The organism is Pantoea sp. ARC270 (assembly GCF_003236725.1).
GTDB classification, from domain to species: domain Bacteria; phylum Pseudomonadota; class Gammaproteobacteria; order Enterobacterales; family Enterobacteriaceae; genus Pantoea; species Pantoea anthophila.
Genome location: NZ_PUGA01000010.1, coordinates 91090 through 114032, shown reverse-complemented (window position 1 = coordinate 114032; position 22943 = coordinate 91090). Strand labels below are relative to the sequence as shown.

The 22943-nt window shown below is 59.2% G+C and carries 20 protein-coding genes; 10 read left to right on the top strand and 10 right to left on the bottom strand.

What is annotated here, in order from left to right; all coding sequences use genetic code 11:
- Positions 1-3 precede the first annotated feature (3 nt).
- Positions 4-1704 (bottom strand): signal recognition particle-docking protein FtsY, encoded by a 1701-nt coding sequence (gene ftsY / locus CKF42_RS07035; RefSeq protein WP_111207861.1) that lies wholly within the window; start codon positions 1702-1704, stop codon positions 4-6.
- A gap of 232 nt (positions 1705-1936) precedes the next feature.
- Between ftsY and rsmD the strand changes: the two genes are divergently transcribed.
- Together rsmD and CKF42_RS07025 are read left to right on the top strand one after the other, a co-directional pair.
- Positions 1937-2536, top strand: a complete 600-nt coding sequence (gene rsmD, locus CKF42_RS07030) for a 16S rRNA (guanine(966)-N(2))-methyltransferase (protein ID WP_009087801.1) — start codon at positions 1937-1939, stop codon at positions 2534-2536.
- Positions 2526-2798 (top strand): DUF1145 family protein, encoded by a 273-nt coding sequence (locus tag CKF42_RS07025; protein ID WP_009087803.1) that lies wholly within the window; start codon positions 2526-2528, stop codon positions 2796-2798. Before rsmD ends, CKF42_RS07025 begins: the two co-directional genes overlap by 11 nt.
- A 26-nt stretch (positions 2799-2824) precedes the next feature.
- Here CKF42_RS07025 and CKF42_RS07020 read toward each other — a convergent pair whose 3' ends face one another.
- Positions 2825-3181, bottom strand: a complete 357-nt coding sequence (locus CKF42_RS07020) for a DUF2500 domain-containing protein (protein WP_009087805.1) — start codon at positions 3179-3181, stop codon at positions 2825-2827.
- Positions 3182-3326: 145 nt separating this feature from the next.
- Between CKF42_RS07020 and CKF42_RS07015 the strand changes: the two genes are divergently transcribed.
- Both CKF42_RS07015 and CKF42_RS07010 read left to right on the top strand, forming a co-directional pair.
- The gene (locus CKF42_RS07015) at positions 3327-3956 is read left to right on the top strand and encodes a lysoplasmalogenase (RefSeq protein ID WP_009087807.1); all 630 of its coding nucleotides are present in this window, start codon (positions 3327-3329) and stop codon (positions 3954-3956) included.
- Positions 3957-4049: 93 nt separating this feature from the next.
- A complete protein-coding gene (locus CKF42_RS07010) occupies positions 4050-6338 on the top strand; it encodes a zinc/cadmium/mercury/lead-transporting ATPase (protein ID WP_111207860.1) in 2289 nt (762 codons plus the stop codon).
- 52 nt (positions 6339-6390) lie between these two features.
- Here CKF42_RS07010 and tusA read toward each other — a convergent pair whose 3' ends face one another.
- Positions 6391-6642: a sulfurtransferase TusA gene (tusA, locus tag CKF42_RS07005; RefSeq protein WP_009087811.1), complete on the bottom strand. Its 252-nt coding sequence runs from the start codon at positions 6640-6642 to the stop codon at positions 6391-6393.
- A gap of 204 nt (positions 6643-6846) precedes the next feature.
- Between tusA and CKF42_RS07000 the strand changes: the two genes are divergently transcribed.
- Positions 6847-7512 carry a 7-cyano-7-deazaguanine/7-aminomethyl-7-deazaguanine transporter gene (locus CKF42_RS07000; protein ID WP_111207859.1) on the top strand — a complete coding sequence of 222 codons (666 nt, stop codon included), beginning with the start codon at positions 6847-6849 and terminating at the stop codon, positions 7510-7512.
- Positions 7513-7629: 117 nt separating this feature from the next.
- The gene (locus CKF42_RS06995; RefSeq protein WP_009087815.1) at positions 7630-8184 is read left to right on the top strand and encodes a DcrB family lipoprotein; all 555 of its coding nucleotides are present in this window, start codon (positions 7630-7632) and stop codon (positions 8182-8184) included.
- Between the two features lie 52 nt (positions 8185-8236).
- Here the strand turns inward: CKF42_RS06995 and iolE are convergent, their stop codons facing one another.
- From iolE to iolD, 3 genes are all read right to left on the bottom strand, one after another.
- The gene (iolE, locus tag CKF42_RS06990) at positions 8237-9133 is read right to left on the bottom strand and encodes a myo-inosose-2 dehydratase (RefSeq protein ID WP_111207901.1); all 897 of its coding nucleotides are present in this window, start codon (positions 9131-9133) and stop codon (positions 8237-8239) included.
- Positions 9134-9180: 47 nt separating this feature from the next.
- Entirely contained in the window at positions 9181-10191 is a 1011-nt protein-coding gene (locus CKF42_RS06985) for a Gfo/Idh/MocA family protein (RefSeq protein ID WP_111207858.1), read from the bottom strand.
- Between the two features lie 62 nt (positions 10192-10253).
- On the bottom strand, positions 10254-12194 hold the full coding sequence (iolD, locus tag CKF42_RS06980) for a 3D-(3,5/4)-trihydroxycyclohexane-1,2-dione acylhydrolase (decyclizing) (protein WP_058956959.1): 1941 nt from the start codon (positions 12192-12194) through the stop codon (positions 10254-10256).
- A 548-nt stretch (positions 12195-12742) separates the two neighbouring features.
- Here iolD and iolC point away from each other — a divergent pair.
- Together iolC and CKF42_RS06970 are read left to right on the top strand one after the other, a co-directional pair.
- A complete protein-coding gene (gene iolC / locus CKF42_RS06975; protein WP_111207857.1) occupies positions 12743-14656 on the top strand; it encodes a 5-dehydro-2-deoxygluconokinase in 1914 nt (637 codons plus the stop codon).
- Positions 14657-15056: 400 nt separating this feature from the next.
- A complete protein-coding gene (locus CKF42_RS06970; RefSeq protein WP_046100758.1) occupies positions 15057-15899 on the top strand; it encodes a MurR/RpiR family transcriptional regulator in 843 nt (280 codons plus the stop codon).
- A 76-nt stretch (positions 15900-15975) separates the two neighbouring features.
- Here the strand turns inward: CKF42_RS06970 and iolB are convergent, their stop codons facing one another.
- Both iolB and CKF42_RS06960 read right to left on the bottom strand, forming a co-directional pair.
- Complete coding sequence (gene iolB, locus CKF42_RS06965) at positions 15976-16791, bottom strand: 5-deoxy-glucuronate isomerase (RefSeq protein WP_111207856.1); 816 nt, start codon at positions 16789-16791, stop codon at positions 15976-15978.
- A 127-nt stretch (positions 16792-16918) separates the two neighbouring features.
- Positions 16919-18424: a CoA-acylating methylmalonate-semialdehyde dehydrogenase gene (locus CKF42_RS06960; RefSeq protein WP_009087827.1), complete on the bottom strand. Its 1506-nt coding sequence runs from the start codon at positions 18422-18424 to the stop codon at positions 16919-16921.
- Between the two features lie 420 nt (positions 18425-18844).
- Here CKF42_RS06960 and CKF42_RS06955 point away from each other — a divergent pair, with 420 nt between their 5' ends.
- Positions 18845-19660, top strand: coding sequence for a TIM barrel protein (locus CKF42_RS06955; protein ID WP_111207855.1), 816 nt, complete (start codon positions 18845-18847; stop codon positions 19658-19660).
- Positions 19661-19710: 50 nt separating this feature from the next.
- On the opposite strand, the gene CKF42_RS06950 is transcribed toward CKF42_RS06955, so the two are convergent.
- Complete coding sequence (locus CKF42_RS06950) at positions 19711-20934, bottom strand: MFS transporter (RefSeq protein WP_111207854.1); 1224 nt, start codon at positions 20932-20934, stop codon at positions 19711-19713.
- A gap of 256 nt (positions 20935-21190) precedes the next feature.
- Between CKF42_RS06950 and CKF42_RS06945 the strand changes: the two genes are divergently transcribed.
- Complete coding sequence (locus CKF42_RS06945) at positions 21191-22246, top strand: AI-2E family transporter (RefSeq protein WP_009087834.1); 1056 nt, start codon at positions 21191-21193, stop codon at positions 22244-22246.
- On the opposite strand, the gene CKF42_RS06940 is transcribed toward CKF42_RS06945, so the two are convergent.
- Positions 22235-22918 carry a FadR/GntR family transcriptional regulator gene (locus CKF42_RS06940; protein WP_111207853.1) on the bottom strand — a complete coding sequence of 228 codons (684 nt, stop codon included), beginning with the start codon at positions 22916-22918 and terminating at the stop codon, positions 22235-22237. The genes CKF42_RS06945 and CKF42_RS06940 overlap by 12 nt on opposite strands.
- Positions 22919-22943 lie beyond the last annotated feature (25 nt).

Below are 22943 nucleotides of genomic sequence, written 5' to 3'. Positions count from 1 at the left end.
TAATTAGTCCTCTCGGGCAAACAGTGCCTCAATAAAATCGTCCGCCTTAAACGGTCGTAAATCTTCAATGCCTTCACCGACACCAATGTAGCGAATCGGAATACCGAACTGATCGGCCACCGAGAAGATCACGCCGCCTTTAGCGGTGCCATCCAGTTTGGTGAGCGCAATACCAGTCAGGCCGACCGCTTCGTTAAACAGCCGGGCCTGGCTGACTGCATTCTGTCCGGTGCTGGCGTCCAGCGTCAGCATCACTTCGTGAGGCGCGGACTCATCCAGCTTTTTCATCACGCGGGTGATTTTTTTCAGCTCTTCCATCAGGTGCGATTTGTTCTGCAGACGCCCGGCGGTGTCAGCAATCAGCACATCCACGCCGCGCGATTTCGCCGCCTGAATCGCATCGAAAATCACCGAGGCGGAATCTGCGCCGGTGTGCTGGGCAATCACCGGAATGTTGTTGCGCTGGCCCCACACCTGCAGCTGCTCAACCGCCGCCGCACGGAAGGTATCGCCCGCAGCTAACATCACGGATTTGCCTTCGGCCTGATACTGGCGCGCCAGCTTACCGATGGTGGTAGTTTTCCCCACACCATTGACGCCCACCATCAGGATCACAAACGGTGTTTTGCCTGAAACGTCCAGCGGCGCGTCGACTTTGGCGAGAATCGACGCCATCTCCGCCTTCAGCAGGCCATAGAGCGCTTCCGCGTCGCGCAGCTGCTTGCGGTTTGCCTGCTGGGTCAGATGCGTAATGATGCGGCGCGTGGTATCCACACCCACATCCGCAATCAGCAGCTGCTCTTCCAGCTCATCAAACAGATCGTCATCAATCTTTTTGCCCCGGAACAGGCTGATAAAACCGGAACCGAGGTTCTGACGGGTTTTCACCAGGCTGCGTTTCAGGCGGGCAAAGAAGCCCTCTTTGGCGGGACGCTCCTGCTCCTGGGCGATGAATGGCGCAGCAGCCAGCGGCAGATCGCTGACGGTATCAGCAGTGCTCTCGTCCGCGGGTTCCTCAGCGATCACCTCTGCGTCGGCCAGCGCCAGCGCGGTCAGCTCTTTCTCGCTCAGCGGCGCGTCGGCCTCGCCGGGCTGAGTTTCCGTATCTGTATCGTCCTCTGCCCGTGCGGCAGAATCCTGCTCGCTGTGCGGGGCATCCGCGTCGCTGTGCGGCGTGTCGATAATCTCTGCGTCACCCAGCGCCAGCGCGGTCAGCTCCGCTTCGCTCAGCGGAGCCACGGCGTCATCCGGTGTCGTTTCAACGACGGCGGCATCGCCCAGTGCCAGCGCCGTCAGCTCCTCGTCACTTAACGGTGCGTCTGAGGGGACGGCATCCTCAACCGGCATGACCACGGCGTCGGCGTCAATGACCGGCGCGTCGTCATGTTCAGGTGCAGCAGATTCAGTAATAGCGTCAGATTCGGTAACGACAGATTCAGCGTCTTCCAGCGCCGCCGGTGCCGCTTCAGATGGCGCGGCCGCGGTTACGTCCGCTCCATGCTGCTCGCTGGCTACCGTTTCGGTAATGGCAACCGTCTCTTCCGCCTGTGCTTCTGCCTGACTTAAAGCCGGGGCTTCCTGTTCTGGCTGCTGCTGAGCGGGTTCTGCGACCTGTTGTGTCTGCTCTTCCGCTGCAGGTTGTTTCTCTTCCTCTTTGCCAAATCCCAGCCAGGAAAAAAAGCCACGTTTTTTCTCTTTTGCCATTGTGTGACTACACTCCTCGATGGCTTTGTCCCGGTCGCGCACGGTTTCCAGGGGTAAATCAATGAAAGTTGGTCATCGCCAGACCGGCGTAAACCGCAGAATAATGCATGACTTCAGCAACTCAGTAGTCTAACACTTTCCAGCCAGCTCACCACAGCACCCTTTTTTAACGTTTCTTCTCACCGATTCGCCCGTTAAACTACGCAACAAATTATGACGAGTTGTGAGCAAGATGAATAAAAACCCCCGCAGTACAGGCGGAACCGGGCAGATCCGCATCATTGGCGGCCAGTGGCGCGGACGTAAATTGCCGGTGCCGGACAGTGCCGGACTGCGCCCCACGACCGACCGGGTGCGAGAGACGCTGTTTAACTGGCTGGCCCCGGTGCTGCCCGAGGCGCGTTGCCTCGACTGCTTTGCCGGAAGCGGCGCATTAGGGCTGGAAGCGCTGTCGCGCTATGCAGGATCGGCGACCCTGCTGGAGCTGGAACGTCCGGTGGCGCAGCAGCTGACAAAAAATCTGCAGACCCTGCGCGCCAGTAACGGCACCGTCATCCAGACCAATACGCTAAACTGGCTGGCGCAGCCGGGCGAACCCTTCGATGTGGTGTTTATCGACCCGCCGTTTCGTCAGGGATTGCTGGCGCAGACGCTGCAGTTGCTGGAGCAGAATCACTGGCTGGCCGATCAGGCGCTGATTTATGTCGAGAGCGAAGTGGAAAATGGCGCACCGCCGGTGCCGCCAGCGTGGGATCTTTATCGCGAGAAAATAGCCGGACAGGTGGCTTATCGTTTGTATCAACGTCAACAGGAGACGCAGGATGTTACTTAATTTGGGGCGTCTGTTGATGCTTTGCGTGTGGGGATTTTTACTGGCTAACGTGGTTCATCCCTACCCGAAACCGCTGACTTACTTTATCAACGTGGCGCTGTTCTTCATGATCATGATGCACGGTCTGCAGCTGGTATTGCTGCGCGCCACGCAGACTAAAGATGCGCCGCCTATCGATCGCGTCACCCAGATCAAAGTCTTTCTGTTCGGGGTTTTCGAGCTGGTCGCCTGGCAGAAGAAACATTTCCCGCGCAAAAAATAGTGCCGGGCGGGCGTCACGCCCGCCAGTTACTGCACGGGCGTGAAGCTGATAAAGCGCGTGCCCTGCATCTTCAGTTCGCCCCTCGCCCCTTTATCCAGCTGATGGTACTCCGCCTCTTTAATCTGCACCTTAATATCGCTGGCCCCGTTCAGCGGATGAAACAGGGCCTCATACCGCATCTCTTCGCCGGCGATCACTTCCCGCTGCCGTGAACGGCGATTGGGCGCCGGAAATTCCCGTTTGGTTCTGACTTCAGCCTGCAACGCCCGCACCGGAGACGCGTCATTGACCGCGCCTTCACGGCGTTGCTTGATGAACTGACGCGTGGCCAGCACGGCGATAACCGCCAGGACGATAATAAAAATCAGCGGGGGTTTACTCATGGTGAATCTGTGCCTGAGGAGATGATGAAACAGGGAGCAAAGGATACAACCAGAGTTGCCTGATTGTCACATCTCTGAGGCGTAACCTAAACTGGAAGGGATATTTTGGGATCTTTCATCATTCTGAATAAAAAAGGGAGAAACAATGCTCTGGTCTTTCCTCGCTGTCCTTTTCTCCGGCTGGCTCTATGTCGATGCCACCTATCGCGGCCCGCAGTGGCAACGCTGGCTATTTAAACCGGTCACCCTGCTGCTGCTGGTGGGTCTGGCCTGGCAGGCACCGGTGCTGCAGACCACGGACTACCTGATTCTGGCGGGGCTGATCGCAACCCTGATCGGTGATGCGTTGACGCTGCTGCCGCGTCAGCAGATGCTCTACGCCGTAGGAGCCTTTTTCCTGTCGCATCTGCTCTATACGCTCTGCTTCGCCGCCAGCATGACCATGACCTTCTTCTGGCCGATCCCGCTGACGCTGCTGATCATCGGTGTCGCCCTGATAGGCGTGCTGTGGAGCCGACTGGAAGATCTGCGCTGGCCTGTCTGCACCTTCATCGGCATGACCCTGGTCATGACCTGGATCGCCACCGAGCAGTACTTCTTCCGTCCGACGGATTACAGCTTCTCCATCATGGTGGGTTCAGCGCTGCTGCTGCTGGCAAACATCATCTGGTTTGTCTCTCACTACCGTCGTCGCTTCACCGCCGACAGCGCCATCGTCGCCGCCTGCTATTTTGCCGGTCACTTTATGATCGTGCGCTCGTTGTGGGTGGTGTGATAAAAGCGGCTTGACTCTGGAGTCCACTCCAGAGTGTAGGATAAGGGATGAGCTGCATGGCTCATCCCGCTCTTCTTACGCTCCGGAGGTCATATGCACCAACATCACGCCTGTGGCTGTGGCAAACCTCGTGCCAGTCACGCTGCAGCAAAACCGCTGTGCCAGGTTCGCCAGGCCCGCCCCCTCTCCCTTTCTGTTCATGCTGCGACACCCGTAACGGCTGATACGGCAGGCTGCTGCTGTGAAAGCAACAGCAGCCCTGGCACGGAGGCCGACGCCGCAGAGGAAAGCGACCGGCGAGACGCCGGTTACCCCTTTAGCTGGCAGGTCAGCGGGATGGATTGCCCCGGCTGCGCCCGCTCCATTGAGACGGCCGTGCGCAAGGTAAGCGGCGTCACCGACGCCCGCGTACTGTTTAGCAGCGAGAAGCTCGTCGTCAGCGCCAGCCAGGATGTCCGGAACGCCGTTGAACAGGCGGTCAGAAAAGCCGGATTTGAGCTGGCGGCCTCATCAGCCACCTCAGTTCCCCCCGACGCCCGTCCTGGCTGGCAGCAAAACCGGATGCTGCTTTTACTGGCGCTGCTGGTGCTGCTCAGCAGCGTTCTCGGCCAGTTCGCGCCGGCCTGGGGCGATCGGCTGTTTGTGCTGACCACGCTCATCGGGCTGGCCCCGGTGGCACGCGGCGCCTGGCAGCGCCTGCGCAGCGGTTCGCCGTTTACCATCGAAACATTAATGACGCTGGCGTCGGCGGGCGCGCTGATCATTGGCGCCCACGCCGAAGCGGCGATGGTGCTGCTGCTGTTTCAGCTGGGTGAACAGCTGGAAGGCTATGCCGCCGCCAGAGCGCGCAGCGGGGTGACCCGCCTGATGGCGTTACGGCCTGAATCTGCGATCCGCCTGCAACAGGGTCAGCGCACGGAAGTTCCCCTCACGGCGCTGCGTCCCGGCGATCGGATTGAAGTGGCGGCGGGCAGCCGACTACCGGTCGACGGCCGGTTAATCAGCCCGCTCGCCAGCTTCGATGAGAGTGCGCTGACCGGTGAGTCACTGCCGGTCACGCGAGCCAGCGGCGAAACGATTCCCGCCGGTGCCACCAGCGTGGATCGCCAGGTGGAGCTGGAAGTGGTGTCGGAACCGGGTGAAAGCGCTATTGACCGTATCCTGCAGCTGATTGAAGAGGCGGAGACACACCGTGCTCCGGTCGAGCGCTTTATCGACCAGTTCAGCCGTCTCTATACGCCGCTGGTGATGCTGCTGTCGCTGCTGGTGATGGTGGTGCCGCCCCTGCTCGGCGCAGGCGACTGGCAGCCGTGGATCTACAAAGGCCTGACCCTGCTGCTGATCGGCTGTCCCTGTGCGCTGGTGATCTCCACCCCTGCGGCCATTACCTCCGGGCTGGCGGCGGCGGCACGGCAGGGTGCACTGATCAAAGGCGGCGCGGCGCTGGAGCGGCTGAGTTCGCTGCGCAGAGTCGCGTTTGATAAAACCGGTACCCTGACGCCGGGCAAACCGCAGCTGACGCAGATCCTGCGGTTTGGCGCGGCCAGTGAAGCGGAGATGCTGGCGCTGAGCGCCGCAGCCGAACAGGGGGCGACCCATCCGCTGGCCAGCGCCATTGTGGCGGCCGCCCAGGCGCGTCATCTGGCGATGCCGGATGCACGGGATCAGCAGGTTCTGGCCGGACGCGGCATCCGGGCCCGGGTAGCAGAGCAGCAGATTGAACTGCTGACGCCCGCTCATGCGCCAGGGCTGACCGCACAGCAGCGCAGGCAGATTGCGCAGCAGGAGGAGGAAGGTAACACCCTGGTGGTGCTGATGCGCGACGGTGAGGCGCTGGGTGCGCTGGCATTGCGCGATCGGCTGCGCAGCGATGCAGTGGCGGCCATTCAGGGGCTGAACCGGCTCGGCATTGAGAGCCTGATGCTGACCGGCGATAACCCGCGCGCCGCCGCGACGCTCGCCCGCGAGCTGGGGATCGATTATCGCGCCAGCCTGCTGCCCGCCGATAAAGTGGCCGCTATCCGTGAGCTGAGTCAGCAGCAGCCGCTGGCGATGGTCGGGGATGGCATCAATGATGCACCGGCAATGAAAGCAGCAACGCTGGGCATTGCCATGGGCAGCGGCACCGATGTGGCACTGGAAGCGGCCGATGCAGCGCTGACGCGGAATCAGCTCACGCAACTGGCCCCGATGATTGCGCTGGCGCGCCGGACACGCCGCATTATCCGTCAGAATATCGGCATTGCGCTGGGGCTGAAGGCGATTTTTCTGGTCACGACCCTGCTGGGGCTGACCGGACTCTGGCTGGCGGTGCTGGCGGATTCCGGTGCGACCGCGCTGGTAACGGCCAACGCGCTGCGCCTGCTGCGCCACCGTGACTGAGCGCGCAGCGCTGGCCAGGGGCCGGGGATAACAGCGGCCGGTGCGGCTGGGGTTATCCCGCCATCCCTTTGCGGATCAGAAACTGATAGGGCAGCGTCTCCGTCTGCTGCGCCAGCAGACCATGTTCCATAAAGCGGCAAAAGCCGGGAATATCGCGGGTTGTGGCGGGATCGTCGGCGATGATCAGCAAGGTCTCACCCTCCTGCAGGCCACGTACGGTTTTGCGCACCATCATCACCGGCTCCGGGCAACGCAGGCCGCGGGCATCCAGCTGATGGTCGGCAGAGGAAAAAAGATCGCTCATATTCAACTCGCTTCAGGTCAGGGGCGCTCATTCTAGCGCGTGCTGACCGTGACGCAAGGCGATAACGATTGCGCTAAAATTAACCATTGCATAAAAAGCACAACGCGGTAATATGCCGCCGCTTTTTGCTCATAAAACTGCCTGGCACCGCCCGAACGGTGTCCCGCAATGGGTTCCCTCACCCCAACATTAAAAAGGTTGACTATGCTCGCATTTTCTTCGCGTCAGCGCATGCATGCGCTTTTCTGGTTGTCGCTGTTTCACCTGCTGGTGATCACATCGAGCAACTACCTGGTTCAGCTGCCTGTTTCTGTCTTTGGCTTCCACACCACCTGGGGCGCGTTCAGCTTCCCGTTTATCTTCCTGGCGACCGATCTCACCGTGCGTATTTTTGGCGCACCGCTGGCCCGTCGTATTATCCTGGCGGTGATGATCCCGGCGCTGTTTATCTCGTACGGCGTTTCGTCGCTGTTTTATCAGGGAGAGTGGCAGGGCTGGCAGGCACTGAAAGAGATGAACCTGTTCGTGGCCCGCATCGCCTGCGCCAGCTTTATGGCCTACGCGCTGGGCCAGATCCTCGACGTTCACGTCTTCAACCGGCTGCGCCGCCTGCCGCAGTGGTGGGTCGCACCGGGCTGTGCCATGTTCCTGGGGAATATCAGCGATACGCTGGCCTTCTTCTTTATCGCCTTCTATAAAAGTCCCGATGCGTTTATGGCGCAGCACTGGGTGGAGATTGCGCTGGTGGATTACAGCTTCAAGGTGCTGATCTGCATGGTCTTCTTCCTGCCCGCTTACGGTGTGCTGCTTAACGCCGCGCTGAAACGTCTGGCTGAACGCCAGACTGCCCGCCAGGTAAATTTCGGCTAATCCGCCATACATTTTTCCGCCATTACCCGCTAAGATCTTCTGACAATCATCAGGTTGCGTTTGCAGCCTGATTCCTGTTGTACTGATGCCTGACCGGAAATTTAAAAAGGGATTCTGATGCGTAACCTGGTGAAATATGTAGGAATGGGCTTACTGGTTCTGGGCTTAGCAGCCTGCGATCAGAAGAAAGATGACGCGGCGAATGACAACGGCGTCAGCGCCAGTCAGTCGGCGCAAACCGTGACGCTGATGGATGGCAAACTGAGCTTCTCACTGCCGCCAGGCATGTCAGACAAAAGCGGCAAACTGGGTTCGCAGACAACCAATATGCATGTCTATGCGGATGAAACCGGTGCCCGCGCCATCATCGTGATTGCCGGTGAGCCGACCAGCGAAGCGCTGGATGTGCTGTCGCAGCGTATGGAGCAGCAGCAGCGTAACCGCGACCCGCAGCTGCAGGTGGTGTCGAACAAAGCGGTAACGCTGAAAGATCAGCCTGCTCAGCAGCTGGATACGGTGATCTCTGCCAACAACCAGACCTCCTGGTCTTCGGTGGTGCTGGCGAAGGTCGACGGCAAGTTGGTGACGCTGCAGATTACGCTGCCAGGCGATAATCAGCAGCAGGCGCAGAGCGATGCTGACAACATCGTGAAGAGCATCTCGCTGAAATAAGCCGATCGCTGGCCTCTCTGCATTGCAGGGAGGCCAGCATTCTCAGAGCTGTTTATAACCCCGCATTCTCACGAATATATTTTCGCGCTTTGACCGCATATTCAAATGGATTGGCCAGTGCCGGATCCTGCTCCGCTTCCACGACCATCCAGCCCTGATAGCCATACTCATCCAGAATTTTAAACACCGGCTTAAAGTCGATTACGCCATCGCCCGGAACGGTGAACGTGCCCTTTTTCACCCCCTCCAGGAAGGAGAGATGATTCTCGCGAACCGCCGCGACCACCTCATCACGTACATCCTTGAGATGAACATGGAAGATGCGCGGCAGATAGTTCTCCAGCACCGCCAGCATCTGCTGCTGTGACCCCTCGGAGTAGTAGATGTGGCCGGTGTCATAGAGCAATCCGACCCGATCGTCAGTCATGGCCATAAAGCGGTCAATCTCTTCGGTGGTCTGAATGCCGGTGCCCATATGGTGATGCAGCGTGACGCGCATCCCCTTCTCTGCCGCCAGGCGTGCCAGTTCGTTGTAGCCGTCGGCCGTTAACTGCCACTCCTCATCACTGAAAATGGGTTTCTGCTCAAACACCGCCAGCGGGGTGCCCTGAATACTTTTGCTCTGCTCAGAGCAGCCAATCACCCGCGCCCCCATTGCATGGAGAAAGTTCATGTGATTGATGAACTCATCGATGGTTTTTGCTTTATCGCCGTTGGCGAAGAAGGTACTGAACCAGGCGTTGCAGATTTCGATGCCGCGGATATCGAGCATCGGTTTCAGGATCGCCGGATCGCGCGGGTATTTGCTGCCCACTTCGCTGCCGGTAAAGCCTGCCAGCGCCATCTCACTGACGGTCTGCTGAAAGGTGTTTTCATGGCCGAGATCTGGCATGTCATCGTTGGTCCAGCCAATCGGCGCGATCGCCAGTTTTACTTTTTCTTTGTTCATCATCTTATTCCCGGACGGAGCGCGGCGAGGCCGCATACAGGGCTGAATCAGCGATAGAAATCAGGACGCGGCGGCATCTCTACCGGCTCAATCGCCCCGCTGTTCTGCGCTTTGATGCAGGCATCGGCGGCTACCGAGGCGGCAAAACCATCCCAGGCCGAAGGACCGGTCAGCTGGCCCGCTCTGATATCATTAATAAAGGCCTGCAGCTCCACGTCATACGCCTCGATAAAACGATCTTTCCAGTCGACCAGGATCGTGTTCGACAGGCGCGCCTCTTTGCGCAGCTGCACGGAGGAGGGTTCGGGCAGACGCGCAATGCCCTCCTCCCCCACCACTTCACACTGGATGTCGTAGCCGTAGGCGCAGTTCACAAAAATCTCGACGTCGATGCGCACCCCTTTCCGGGTTTCGAACAGAACAATCTGTGGATCTTTCAGCTGCCCATGCGTCTTCGATGTGACGCGCGGGAAGACCACCTGCACCGTTTTGTAGTCATCATTTGTCAGCCAGCGCAGCACATCCAGCTCATGGATTAGGGTGTTGGTGATCGCCATCGGCGTGGTGTAGTTCTCCGGCACCGTTGGGTTGCGGTGCGCGCAGTGCAGCATCAGCGGCTCACCAATATCGCCATCGGTGATCACTTTTTTCAGCGCGCGGTAGCCCGCATCGTAAGGCCGCATAAAGCCGACCTGCACCAGCCGTTTTCCCGCCTTCATCTCCGCCTCCACCACCCGGCGGCAGCCTTCGGCACTCATCGCCAGCGGCTTCTCGCAGAACACCGGCTTTCCGGCGGCAATCGCCGCCAGGGTGAACTCTTCATGGGTGGGGTCCCATGAGGTGACCAGCAGCGCCTCGACATCCGGTGACTGAATCACGTCGTGACCGTTCTGGAAAACCTCCGCTTCAATGTTCAGGCGCTGCAGGGCGGCACGCGCACCCTCGACATTAATGTCAGAGACCGCCACCACCTGTGCCCCCTGCAGCACGTGGCTGCAGCGACGAATATGTTCCTGACCGATTGCACCTGTACCGATGACGCCAAGTTTCAAAGTCATAATTACACCTGTGTAGGGTTCGTACGGAGAAGAGGAAAACGGGCCGCGATACGGCCCTGAAATTAATATTTTCGCGCCTGGCCGAGATGCGTGTTGAGCTTGTCCGCTACCGCCTGGGCGCGTTCGGTCTGCGAAGCCTGCGCTACCCCGACATGCCACCAGCTGAAATATTTGTGGATCATGGTTTTTGGCAGCACTTTGATGTCGATAAGGGTAGAAACCGTCTGGGTGCGGGCATCTTCCAGCGCCGCCCTGAGCTCTTCAAGCGTGGTAACCCGGTAGGTTTTACAGCCATAGCCTGCGGCAATCGCGGCGAAATCGACCGGGATAAAGCCGCCATCGAGCCTGCCCCCTTCCGGGTTGCGGAAGCGGAACTCGGTGGTGAAGCTGTCCATGCCATGTTCCATCTGCAGGTTATTGATGCAGCCGTTGGTCATGTTATCCAGCAGCACCACGTTGATCTTCGCCCCCTCCTGAATGGAGGTAACCAGTTCGGAGTGCAACATCATGAAGGAGCCATCCCCGACCAGCGCATAGACCTCACGCTGCGGCTGAGCGAGCTTCACGCCCAGCGCGGCATTGACTTCATAGCCCATGCAGGAGTAGCCATATTCGACGTGGTAGGCGTTGTAATCTTTGGTGCGCCAGACGCGCTGCAGGTCACCCGGCAGGCTGCCCGCCGCCGCTACCACCACCGCCTCTTTGGGCAGCTGTTCATTCAGGGTGCCAAGCACGCTGCTCTGCGTCAGCCAGGAGTGGGTCAGCTGGTTAAACTCAGCAAACACCGCGTCGCGGTCGAGATGATCCGCAATCTCCGGCACAAAGTCGCCATCATGCCAGGCCACCTGATAGACGCGCTGCGTCTCTTTCAGCAGCTGGCTCTGCGCCTCTTCAATCTGGCTGCCCCAGTCGTTACTGTAGTGCTGTGATGCCAGCCCGGCGGTGAGCGCCGTCAGCCCCTCACGGGCATCGGCCAGCAGCTGCACGCCATCCAGCTTGTAGCTGTCGAAGTTGCTGACGTTGATGTTCAGGAAGCTGACATCAGGATGACGGAAAATCCATTTGGAGGCGGTAGTGAAGTCGGTATAGCGAGTGCCGATGCCGATCACTAAATCGGCCTCTTTCGCCAGCAGGTTAGCGGCCAGCGAGCCGGTTTCACCGACGCCGCCGACATTCAGCGGATGGTCAGAAACCAGCGTGCCCTTGCCCGCCTGGGTTTCCGCAAAGGGGATCTGATAGCGCTCGGCAAACTGGCGCAGCGCCTCACCCGCTTCAGAATATTTCACCCCGCCGCCGCAGATAATGAGCGGTTTACGCTTGCGGGAAATCAGGGTCAGCGCATCCGCCAGCTGCGCGGCGACGGGCAGGCGGCGATCGAGCCGGTGCACCCGTTTCTGGAAGAAGTAGTCGGGGTAATCCCAGGCTTCGCCCTGCACATCCTGCGGCAGCGACAGGGTAACCGCACCGGTTTCAGCGGGATCGGTCAGCACCCGCATGGCGTTGATACAGGCGGACATCAGCTGCTCCGGGCGGCTGACGCGGTCCCAGTATTTGCTGACCGCGCGGAACGCATCGTTGGTGCTGATGCTGAGGTCGTAGCTCTGTTCAATCTGTTGCAGCACCGGATCGGGCTGGCGCGTGGCGAAGACGTCGCCGGGCAGCAGCAGCAGCGGAATGCGGTTGGCCGTCGCGGTGCCCGCAGCGGTGATCATGTTGGCTGCACCCGGTCCCACTGACGAACTGCAGGCGATAATCTGCCGGCGCAGCGACTGACGGGCAAAGCCCGTAGCGGCATGGGCCATCCCCTGCTCATTACGCCCCTGCCAGACCACCAGATCGCCGCTATCCTGTTCCAGCGCCTGGCCCAGCCCCAGCACGTTGCCATGACCGAAGATGGCGAAGATGCCTTTGACGAATTTCGTCTCAGTGCCATCAACATCGATGAACTGGTTATCCAGAAATTTAACCAGCGCCTGTGCCGTGGTCAGTCTGATTGTGCCCATATGCTTTTCCTTTACATGCTGGCGGACCCCGACTCCCGTAACACCGCGCCAGGCGCTGTCATCGGCGGAAAAGGCGACCGGAATAACTGAAACGTGAGGCGATTATAAACAAATATATTTTTCATAAAACACGCTTACAGAAGAAACATTTCATTTTGCGAGTGAGATCAAATTTAGCCGCTGCGTCAGCCCTGGCAGGCTGTCGCGAGGGTGAAAAGCGGAACGTTTAGCCATGAGCCGGGTACGATAAAAAAATTCATTCCGTTGCCATCGCCTGGCTGAACGGCACGCCAGCAGGTGCGTTCGCCTTCACGCCCCCGCTGCAGCGGGCATCATCCTCTCAGCACCCAGGCGGAGAGAGGAGATTAAGGATTTTTACCTGGTTCACAAATTTGCGATGGATATTTCATTTCACATTGAATGTGGAATTTTTATTCCTCATACTGCCCTCATCGCCAGTCAGGCTCTTACAGACCCGAACGCAGCGCGCATCTGACGTCGCGCGTTTTGCCCGCCGGCTCTGCCAGTCACAGAAGGAAACCACAGGTATGAATGCACAACAGAAGCCGCTTGATGTGATTTGTATCGGGCGTATTGCCGTTGATTTTTATGGTCAGCAGATTGGAGCACGGCTGGAAGATGTCACCTCCTTTGCGAAGTATCTGGGCGGATCGTCAGGCAACGTCGCCTATGGCACCGCGATTCAGGGGCTGAAATCGGCCATGCTGGCGCGGGTCGGGGATGAGCACAATGGCCGCTTTCTGCGTGAAGAACTGCAGCGCGTCGGCTGTAACACGGATGCGCTGATTACCGATCCGCGGCGCCTGACCGCGCTGGTGATCCTCGGCATCAAAGATGAAGAGACTTTTCCGCTGATTTTCTACCGCGATAACTGCGCGGATATGGGCCTGGTGCCGGATGACGTGGATGAGGCTTTCATTACCTCAGCCCGCGCCGTGGCGGTGACCGGTACCCACCTCTCCCATCCGCAGACCCGTGAAGCGGTGCTGAAAGCGCTGCAGATTGCCCGCCAGAACGGCCTTCGCACCGCGCTGGATATCGATTACCGCCCGGTATTGTGGGGGCTGACCTCGCCGGGTGACGGTGAAACGCGTTTCATTGAATCCTCCCAGGTGACGCAGCAGTTGCAGGAAGTGGTGCACTATTTCGATCTGATCGTGGGTACCGAAGAGGAGTTTCACATCGCCGGTGGCAGCACGGAGACCCTGACCGCGCTGAAAAATGTGCGTCAGGCGAGTCAGGCGACGCTGGTCTGCAAACGCGGTCCGCTGGGTTGCGTGGTGTTTGAGGGAGCGATCCCGGATAGCTGGGAAGAGACCCGCCTGCACACCGGTGTGCGCGTCGACGTGCTCAACGTGCTGGGTGCAGGTGACGCCTTTATGTCGGGACTGCTGCGCGGCTGGCTGAATGATGAAGGCTGGGAGCAGGCGTGCCGTTACGCCAATGCCTGTGGGGCGCTGGTAGTCTCACGCCACGGTTGTGCACCCGCCATGCCGACCAAAGCCGAACTGGATGATTTCCTGAGCCGCGACGATGCGGTGAAGCGTCCTGATCTCGACAGCCGTCTGAATCATCTGCACCGGGTCACTACCCGCAAACAGCAGTGGCCGGAGCTGAATGTTTTTGCCTTTGACCACCGCAAACAGCTGGCGGAGATGGCACAGGAGGCGGGCGTGGAGGCCAGCCGGATCCCGCCGCTGAAGCTGCTGCTGCTGAAAGCCGCTCAGCAGGCTGCCGAAGAGGCGGGGTTAGAGAATAAAAGCGGGATTCTTGCGGATACCACCTACGGGCAGAAAGCGCTGAATGCGATTACCGGTAAGCAGTGGTGGATTGGCCGTCCGATTGAGCAGCCCGGCTCACGTCCGCTGCGCCTGGAGCATGGCAATATCGGTTCGCAGCTGATCGACTGGCCCGCGGAGCATGTGGTGAAGTGTCTGGTGTTCTACCATCCTCACGACAGTGAAGAACTGCGCAAAGAGCAGGATGATTTGATACTCGACGTCTGGCAGGGCTGTAACAAAAGCGGCCATGAGCTGCTGCTGGAAGTGATCCTGCCTGAGAGCAATCCGGACAGGAATGAAGCCTATTACGTGGACATTCTGCGCCATTTTTACACTCTGGGCATCCAGCCTGACTGGTGGAAACTGCCGCCGCTGTCGGCAGCGTGCTGGGAGGCGATCGGCACGCTGATTGAGCAGCAGGACCCTTACTGTCGCGGCATTCTGTTACTGGGTCTGGATGCGCCCGAAGAGACGCTGAAAGCGGGCTTTGCCGCGGCGGCCAGTGCACCCTGGGTGAAAGGCTTTGCGGTGGGCCGGACTATTTTTGGTCAGCCTTCACGCGAGTGGCTGCAGGGGGAACTGGACGATCAGGCGCTGATTGCGCGCGTCAAAGGAAACTATCTGCGGCTGATTGAATACTGGCGCGCGGCGCGCGCCTGATGCCGTTCTGCTAAAAGCCGCTTTGAGAAAGTGCAGACGCCGGGAACACGGTCAGATCGGAAAGACGCGACACCCGCCATCCATGGCATGCTCGGCCCGCGTCATCCCTGACGCGGGACGCTTTCCTCTTCTGACCGTGTTCCCTGCTCATCTGGCTGATGCGTTGCTGCCAGATAGATCCTGACCGTGGTTTCTCACCCGCCACAGATATTTAACGCCGGTTTTCACCCGCTTATCGCCTGTGAAGAGGCGCATACCGGGCTCTCAAGCCAATCTGTGAACCATTTCATAAAGCCATGAAATAAACCGCGCGATTGACGCAAACAAATGAAATTTTCCATCCATCTGATACTATGGCGCTCATTATACAGCCATTATTCTAATTATTCGGGCAGAAGTGATGAACAATAATCCCACCCAACTTTCTCTGTTGCAGGACGATATTCGTCGCCGCTACGAAACGCTGAGCAAACGTCTTAAACAGGTTGCGCGCTACATTCTTGATAACAGTAACAGTATTGCGTTTGATACCGTCGCCTCGATTGCCCAGCAGGCCGATGTGCCCCCCTCTACCCTGATTCGCTTTGCTAATGCTTTTGGCTTCAGCGGTTTCAACGAAATGAAACAGGTTTTTCGTCAGCACCTGATGGAAGAGACGGTCAACTACACCGAGCGTGCGCGTCTGTTCCGTCAGACATCCACCGATGACAACGCCAGCGCCCCTGAGAGTCCGTCGGAGATCCTCAACGTCTTTACGATGGTAAACAGCCAGGCGCTGCAGCAGCTGGCGATGCAGGTGAATCCTGAACAGCTGAACAAGGCGGTAAAACTGCTGAGCGAGGCAGAGAATATCTATGTGATTGGCCTGCGCCGCTCCTTCAGCGTCGCCTCCTATCTGGTCTACGCGCTGCGTCATCTGGAGCGGCGTGCGTTTTTAATTGATGGCCTGGGCGGGATGTTTACCGAGCAGCTCAGCCTCGTTAATCCTAAAGATGTGGTGATTGCCATCAGCTATTCACCCTATGCGCGTGAAGCGGTCGAAGTGGTGGAGATGGGCGCCCGACGCGGCGCACATCAGATTGCAATTACCGACAGCCAGGTCAGTCCGTTGGCCGCCTTCAGCGATGTCTGCTTTGTGGTGCGTGAAGCCCAGGTGGATGGCTTCCGTTCGCAGGTTGCCTCTCTCTGCCTGGCGCAGACGCTGGCGGTGTCGCTGGCGCTCAACAACGCCAGCACCAGCTGATTTCAGGGCGCAAAAAAGGGCAGCGTGACCCGCTGCCCTTATAGCTGAGAGACTGCTTTTCTGACGCCGCCGTGGGCTAGGTGTTACGCGGATAATTCTCGCTGTTCACCCAGGCGTGATCTTTCTCCCAGGTAAACTTCCACAGCCGCACAGGCCCCGCCATCACGTTCAGATAGTAGTTGTTGTATCCCGCCAGCGTCGCAACCGGATGATAGCCGCGCGGCACCATCACCACATCGCGATTGTAAGGTGCCATACAGGCATCCAGTGAGCGATCGTCGGTATAAACGCGCTGCATGGCGAAGCCGGGTTCCGGATCGAAACGGTGATAGTAGGTCTCTTCCAGAAGGGTTTCGTTTTCACTCTCTTCATCATGCTTGTGGCTGGGGTAAGAGCTGGTATCGCCCTCATTGGTATAAACCTCGACCACCAGCAGGCTGTCAGCCGGTTTGTCATCGGGCAGAATATTGTGCACCAGACGCTGATTGCGCCCTTTGCCGCGATGCTCAACGCCCACGTCTGCGGGCGTAATCAGTCGTGCAGGCAGATGACCGTGACCGGGCGCGCTGCAGACCGCCAGCTCCAGATCGCTGTCCGCGTAAACCACCACCTCATCATCGTGCGGCACATAAACGGAGTAAGGCGGCACGCGCTCAAAGGGCGACATGCGCTGACCAATCCCGGGAAACGCCGCGTGACGGGTTTTCACCGAGGCGAGTCCGGCCACCAGCACCAGACAGAGCTCTTTATCCCCGCTGGTAAGCTGCAGGGTTTCCCCTTTTTTCAGCAGATAAGCATCAAACCCGACATAGCGCCAGCCGGCGCGTTCAGGCGTCACATGCTGAATACGACCCTGCGCATCAGGGGCCTGGGCTTTAGACAGTAAAGACATCCTGATCCTCCTCTCTGTCACGGTTATCGCTGCAGTTGCCGCGCGGGCGTGACGTGCAGCCCGCCTGCGAACAGAAAGACCGGCAGAGTGATCTGCCGGTCGCGCATCCTGCCAGCGTGGAAATAAATCAGCCTAAGGTCGGCATACTGAATTCAGACACGGTCTGCTGACCGGATGGCCAGCGCACGGTGGCGGTTTTCATGCGGGTGTAGAAGCGCACGCCATCCGGCCCGTGCACGTTGAGCGCGCCAAACACCGAGCGCTTCCAGCCGCCAAAGCTGTGGAATGCCATCGGCACCGGAACCGGCACGTTGACGCCCACCATGCCCGCTTCAACGTTCTGCACAAAATCTCGCGCGGTGTGACCGTTGCTGGTGAAAATGGCGCTGCCGTTGCCAAACTCATGGCTGTTAACCAGCTGCAGCGCACTGTCGTAATCCGCCGCGCGCATGATGCTCAGCACCGGACCAAAAATCTCTTCACGCCAGATCACCATGTCAGAGGTGACGTTATCAAACAGCGTGCCGCCGACGTAGTATCCTTCAGCATGCCCTTCGACCTGGACATGACGCCCATCGACCACCAGCTTCGCGCCTTCCTGTTCGCCTTTGTCGATGTAGCCCAGTACCTTCTTCTGGTGCGCCGCTGAAACCACCGGCCCCATCTCATTCTCCAGAGCCCCCTGATTCATACCGGGGCCGATACGCAGTGCCTGCACCAGCGGGGTCAGGCGGGCAATCAGCTTGTCGGCGGTATCATCGCCCACGGCGACCACGACCGGCAGCGCCATGCAGCGTTCACCGGCAGAACCAAAGGCACCGCCCATGATGGCGTTGACGGTGGCATCCAGATCGGCATCCGGCATCACGATAGCGTGGTTCTTCGCCGCGCCAAATGCCTGCACCCGTTTGCCATGCGCGCTGGCGGTTTTGTAGATGTGCTCAGCCACGCCGGAGGAACCGACAAAGCTGACGGCGGCGATACGCGGATCTTTGTAGAGCTGCTCCGCGTCTTCATTTGAGCTGTGCACCACGTTGAAGACCCCATCAGGCAGGCCCGCTTCGGTCAGCAGTTCAGCCATCCGCACAGACGCCGAGGGGTCCAGTGCCGGTGGCTTGAGAACAAAGGTGTTGCCGCAGGCCAGGGCGATCGGGAACATCCAGAGCGGCACCATCGCCGGGAAGTTAAACGGCGTAATGCCCGCCACGACGCCGACCGGCTGCATCAGCGAATAGCTGTCAACGCCGCCGCCGACGTTAGGGGAGTATTCGCCTTTCAGCAGGTGCGGGATGCCGCAGGCAAACTCGATCACTTCAATGCCACGCGTCAGTTCACCCAGCGCATCAGACCAGACTTTGCCATGCTCAGACACAATCAGCGCCGCCAGCTCGTCACGATGCTGCTCCATCAGGGCCTTAAAGTTGAACAGGACACGGGCACGGCGCAGGGGCGAGGTTTTCGACCATTCGGCAAAGGCCGCATGCGCGACACCAATCGCCTGCGCCACTTCATCGGCGGTACTCTGCGTCAGTTCACGTACCACTTTGCCGGTTGCCGGGTCGTAAACAGGAATGGTTTCGTTGCTGGCGCTGAACGTAATTTTGCCGCCAATAAAGTTACCTGTGATTGTCATGATGTTGCCTCTTTAGATGGTTAAGTTCCCTGCAGACGAACCATGCGACCTGCCGCGCTGCCTGACCAGGCAAAGCTGAAAGCGTGCTATGAAGCTATTGCATTGGAATAAATTTTTCAAATAATTCTTTTTGGAAGATTTGCTTTTAGCGGCACAGATCGCATTTTCTCCGTCGGCTTGCGCCTGGCGCGCTCCTGACCTCCGGAGAGCGCCCGTGGCAACAATCCTTAGCCCGGCAGGCGTGGTTTAAGACGATCACGACGCGGTTCTCTGCGGGAGAGCCTCCGCAAGGCAGCACCCGGCTGAAACGAAATATGAAATTAATGCGAGACAGATCCAATAATCTCCATTTCATAATTCACTATTAATGAAATAAATGTTTTCTTTAGTCGCAATCTTCTTCTGTTTTGGGGTAATCACATGGCTATCGATCCGACCCGTTTCTGTATCAACCGCAAAATTGCTCCCCGGCTCTCGCTGGAGGCCTTTTTTCAGCTGGTTCATCGCCTGGGGCTGAGCAAGGTTGAGTTGCGTAATGACATGCCGGGTGGCAGCGTGACAGACGATCTGACGCCCGACCAGCTGCGCGCCCTGACCGACAGATATCAGATTGATATCGTCACCATTAATGCGCTCTATCCGTTTAACCGTATCGATGACGATCTGCTGACCCGCGCAGAGCTGTTGCTGCAGACCGCACAGCAGACGGGTGCGAAGGCGCTGGTGATGTGTCCATTGAATGAGGGGATTGCCCTGTCGCCTCAGGAGACGCAGGCGGCGATGCAGCAGCTGGCGCCGCGCTTTGAACACTATGGCATTCAGGGGCTGGTGGAGCCGCTGGGATTCCCGGTCAGCTCACTGCGCTCGACCGCAGAGGCGCAGCGACTCATCGCCGCCGCCGGCGTACCCTTTAAGCTGGTGCTGGATACCTTCCATCACCATCTCTATGAAAAGGCGGAAGAGGAGTTCCTCACGGGTGTCGACGTGCAACAGATTGGGCTGGTGCACCTGTCGGGCGTGGAAGATCGGCGGCCCACCGCTGAGCTGACCGATGAGGAGCGCATTATGCTGAGTGACAGCGATGTGCTGAACAGCGTCGTGCAGGTTAAACGGCTGGAGATGCTGGGCTATAAGGGGATCTACGCCTTTGAGCCCTTCTCAAGCCAGCTCAACAGCTGGACACCGGATGAAACGGAACGGCAGATCCGCCACAGTATTGAACTGCTGCAGGCCTGAACCCGGTGTTGGCAGGCGCTGAAAAGATGGCTGGCCCGCCCGGGCGCGTTTTACGGCGCAGTCTCGTCGGCTGCCGGTGACAGCGCCTGACGCCGTTGCAGGCGCAGCGTGCAGACAAAAGCAACGCAGACCAGCAGCGCCGTGAGCAGATACACCTGCGACACGCCTGCATAGTTCATGATAAATCCGGCGATCGGCCCGGTAATGCCCAGCGACAGATCCATAAACGCGGTGTAAGTCGCCAGCGCACTGCCCTGATTCTGCTGCGGCACCACCTTCACCGCCACAACTCCCAACGCCGGGAAGACCAGCGAAAAACCGGCGCCGGTCAGAAACGCGCCCGCTTTTGCCATCCAGGGGTCGCCCGCCGCTGCGACCAGAAAGAGTCCGGCAGCTTCCGCCGCCAGACAGAGGCTGGCAACGCGCAGGCCGCCGCGGCGGTTAATCGCGTTCGGGAACAGCAGGCGCGTGCCAACAAAGGCGGCACTGAACAGGGAGAGGGCAAAGGCGGCACCTTCCCAGCCTTTATCCTGATAGAACAGCGTAATAAAGGTGGCGATGACCCCGAACCCCGCCGAGCCCATCGCCAGTATCGCGCCAAAGCCGGCAATTTTTCCCAGCACCGCACGAAACGGCAGCGGCCTGGCCCGGCTGGCTTTGACGGCCGGACGCGGCACGGCGCAGACAATGCCCGCCACGCAGATAGCGACAATGACCAGCGACAGCCAGAGCAGGCCACCCGCCCGGAAGATCACCACGCCGAGCGGCGCGCCAATCGCCATCGCGCCATAGGTGACGATGCCATTCCAGGAGATGACCCGGCCAATATGCAGCGAACCGACCCGCGCAACGCCCCACAACGAAGTGCCGGTGCCGGTAAAGCTCTGGCCCAGACCCAGAATCACCCGCCCCACACAGAGCAGCGTCAGGCTTGTCATCGGCGAGTCGCTCAGCGCCGCCAGCAGAATACAGAGACCGCTGATCAGGCAGCCCACCAGCCCGATCACCACGACCTTCTTTGGCCCCCAGAGGTCGGCGTAACGCCCGGCGTGGGGGCGGCTCAGCAGCGTCGCCACATACTGCAGGCTGATCACCACCCCCGCCCAGAAGGCGCTGAATCCCAGCTGGTCATGTACCCATCCCGGCAGCACCGCCAGCGGCAGACCGATAGTGAGATAGCTGGCAAAGTTATAGGCCACAATAGAGAGGATCAGCAGCGTGAGACGGAGGTTGCCGGTTGGGGTGGCCGGTTCCACTGTGGGCTGTTCAGGCATGAGAGATCCCGCTCGTATCAGGCTGTATGATAAGGTTTATCCGTCGACTATACCCGCTTTCACCGCTGACGTATCGGCGCTGCGCCGTCAACCGGCCGCAGCGTGCCGGACAAAGACCCTGCCGCGAAAGTGGAGTGTGGTGGCGCTGATTAAGACGCCCTTCTGCCGCCGCGCTTTACCGTTTCTCTGATAAATCAGATTGTTAATTTTCTTTCAGCTACACTGTCAACAGCCAATTTACGTCACGGGAGAGGGAATGAGCGAGCTGCAACGGGAAAAGATCGGACAAAATATTCTGATCAAACTGGCAATGCTGGTCATTATCCTCGCCGGGGTGCGGGCAGCGTCCGACATTCTGGTCCCGCTGCTGCTGGCGGCTTTCTTTGCCATTGTACTCAACCCGCTGGTGACGATGCTGATGCGGCGTGGCTTCCGCCGCGGGCTGGCGATCGGGCTGGTGATCACGGTGATCTTCTGCGTCATGGTGCTGCTGGGCGCCATCATCGCCAGCTCAATGAGTGAGTTTTCCGATCTCTACCCGCAGCTGCGCGCCACCATGGAGCAGAAAATGACGGTGCTGCAGCATCTGGCCGCAGGCTTTCATCTCAACATCTCAACCGACGTCCTAATCAAACATTTCGACCCCAACACCATGATGAATCTGGCCACGGTGGCGCTGAGCGGCTTTTCCGGCGCGATGACTAACACCGTGCTGCTGGTGCTGACTGTCGTCTTTATGCTGTTTGAGGTCCATCACCTGCCCTACAAAATGCGTAACGCGCTGGTGAATCCCAAGATTCGCATCGCCGGGCTGCACAAAGCGCTGAAAGGGGTGACCCACTATCTGGCGCTGAAAACCCTGGTGAGCCTGATCACCGGCGTGGCGGTCTGGCTGACGCTCTTTCTGCTGGATGTGAAGTTCGCGCTGCTGTGGGGGGTGGTGGCGTTTATCCTCAATTTCATCCCCAACATCGGCCCGATCATTGCCGGTATCCCACCCTTTCTGCAGGCGCTGCTGCTGAACAGCCTGTTTGATGCTGCGATGGTGGCCGCCCTGTTTACGGCCATTCATATGGTGTTTGGCAATATGCTGGAACCGCGCCTGATGGGCCGGGGTCTGGGCCTGTCGACGCTGGTGGTGTTCCTCTCCCTGGTCTTCTGGGGCTGGCTGCTGGGCCCGGTTGGCATGCTGCTGTCGGTGCCGCTTACCAGCATCACGAAAATCCTGATGGAAACCACGCCCGGCGGCAGCCGTCTGGCCATTCTGCTGGGCACCGGACGACCTAAACGGGTGCGGGGCTTAACCAAGTAAGCGCTGCTGGACGTGCCGCAGATGGTTCTCCATGGCCTGACGGGCAGCCGCCTCATCCCCCGCCACAATCGCGCTGGCAATCTGCTGATGGTCAGCGTTCATCTCCAGCGCAAAGCTGTTATCAGCAAAATGGCGCTCCAGCCGCTCGACATGGGGGCTGTGGCGCTTGTTCCAGAGCTGTTCCAGCAGGTCGCGCAGCACATCATTGCCACTCATCTCGCTGATCAGCAGGTGGAAGCGTTTGTCCTTAGCCAGAAAGGCGGCATCGTTTTCCTGATGCTGCTGCAGCTCAGCGGCCAGCGCCAGCAGGGCCGCCCGCTGTTCCGGCGTACCGTTTCGGGCGGCAAAGCCCGCCAGCATCCCCTCAAAGGCTTCACGGGCCTGCAACAGATCCTGCAGACTGCAGGCCTCACTCTCCTGCGTAACCCCGGCCTGCGGCAGCGGCTGGGCGACAAACACCCCGGTGCCGGTGCGGATATCGACCCAGCCGGTCATCTCCAGCGCAATCAGCGCTTCACGCACGGATGATCGGCTGACGCCCAGCTGTTTTGCCAGCTCGCGCTCCGGCGGCAGCAGCCCGCCAGCGACAAAGTCACCACGCGTGATACCGGCCATAATGGCGTTGGCTATCTGACGGTAGAGCCGCTCCGTTTTAATGGCTGCCAGGGTCATTGTCCTCTCCTCCTGTCCTGCTCAA

Bases quoted from the DNA above. Each gene is read 5' to 3' on its own strand.
- ftsY (WP_111207861.1), bottom strand. From the start codon at position 1,704: ATGGCAAAAGAGAAAAAACGTGGCTTTTTTTCCTGGCTGGGATTTGGC.
- rsmD (WP_009087801.1), top strand. From the start codon at position 1,937: ATGAATAAAAACCCCCGCAGTACAGGCGGAACCGGGCAGATCCGCATC.
- CKF42_RS07025 (WP_009087803.1), top strand. From the start codon at position 2,526: ATGTTACTTAATTTGGGGCGTCTGTTGATGCTTTGCGTGTGGGGATTT.
- CKF42_RS07020 (WP_009087805.1), bottom strand. From the start codon at position 3,181: ATGAGTAAACCCCCGCTGATTTTTATTATCGTCCTGGCGGTTATCGCC.
- CKF42_RS07015 (WP_009087807.1), top strand. From the start codon at position 3,327: ATGCTCTGGTCTTTCCTCGCTGTCCTTTTCTCCGGCTGGCTCTATGTC.
- CKF42_RS07010 (WP_111207860.1), top strand. From the start codon at position 4,050: ATGCACCAACATCACGCCTGTGGCTGTGGCAAACCTCGTGCCAGTCAC.
- tusA (WP_009087811.1), bottom strand. From the start codon at position 6,642: ATGAGCGATCTTTTTTCCTCTGCCGACCATCAGCTGGATGCCCGCGGC.
- CKF42_RS07000 (WP_111207859.1), top strand. From the start codon at position 6,847: ATGCTCGCATTTTCTTCGCGTCAGCGCATGCATGCGCTTTTCTGGTTG.
- CKF42_RS06995 (WP_009087815.1), top strand. From the start codon at position 7,630: ATGCGTAACCTGGTGAAATATGTAGGAATGGGCTTACTGGTTCTGGGC.
- iolE (WP_111207901.1), bottom strand. From the start codon at position 9,133: ATGAACAAAGAAAAAGTAAAACTGGCGATCGCGCCGATTGGCTGGACC.
- CKF42_RS06985 (WP_111207858.1), bottom strand. From the start codon at position 10,191: ATGACTTTGAAACTTGGCGTCATCGGTACAGGTGCAATCGGTCAGGAA.
- iolD (WP_058956959.1), bottom strand. From the start codon at position 12,194: ATGGGCACAATCAGACTGACCACGGCACAGGCGCTGGTTAAATTTCTG.
- iolC (WP_111207857.1), top strand. From the start codon at position 12,743: ATGAATGCACAACAGAAGCCGCTTGATGTGATTTGTATCGGGCGTATT.
- CKF42_RS06970 (WP_046100758.1), top strand. From the start codon at position 15,057: ATGAACAATAATCCCACCCAACTTTCTCTGTTGCAGGACGATATTCGT.
- iolB (WP_111207856.1), bottom strand. From the start codon at position 16,791: ATGTCTTTACTGTCTAAAGCCCAGGCCCCTGATGCGCAGGGTCGTATT.
- CKF42_RS06960 (WP_009087827.1), bottom strand. From the start codon at position 18,424: ATGACAATCACAGGTAACTTTATTGGCGGCAAAATTACGTTCAGCGCC.
- CKF42_RS06955 (WP_111207855.1), top strand. From the start codon at position 18,845: ATGGCTATCGATCCGACCCGTTTCTGTATCAACCGCAAAATTGCTCCC.
- CKF42_RS06950 (WP_111207854.1), bottom strand. From the start codon at position 20,934: ATGCCTGAACAGCCCACAGTGGAACCGGCCACCCCAACCGGCAACCTC.
- CKF42_RS06945 (WP_009087834.1), top strand. From the start codon at position 21,191: ATGAGCGAGCTGCAACGGGAAAAGATCGGACAAAATATTCTGATCAAA.
- CKF42_RS06940 (WP_111207853.1), bottom strand. From the start codon at position 22,918: ATGACCCTGGCAGCCATTAAAACGGAGCGGCTCTACCGTCAGATAGCC.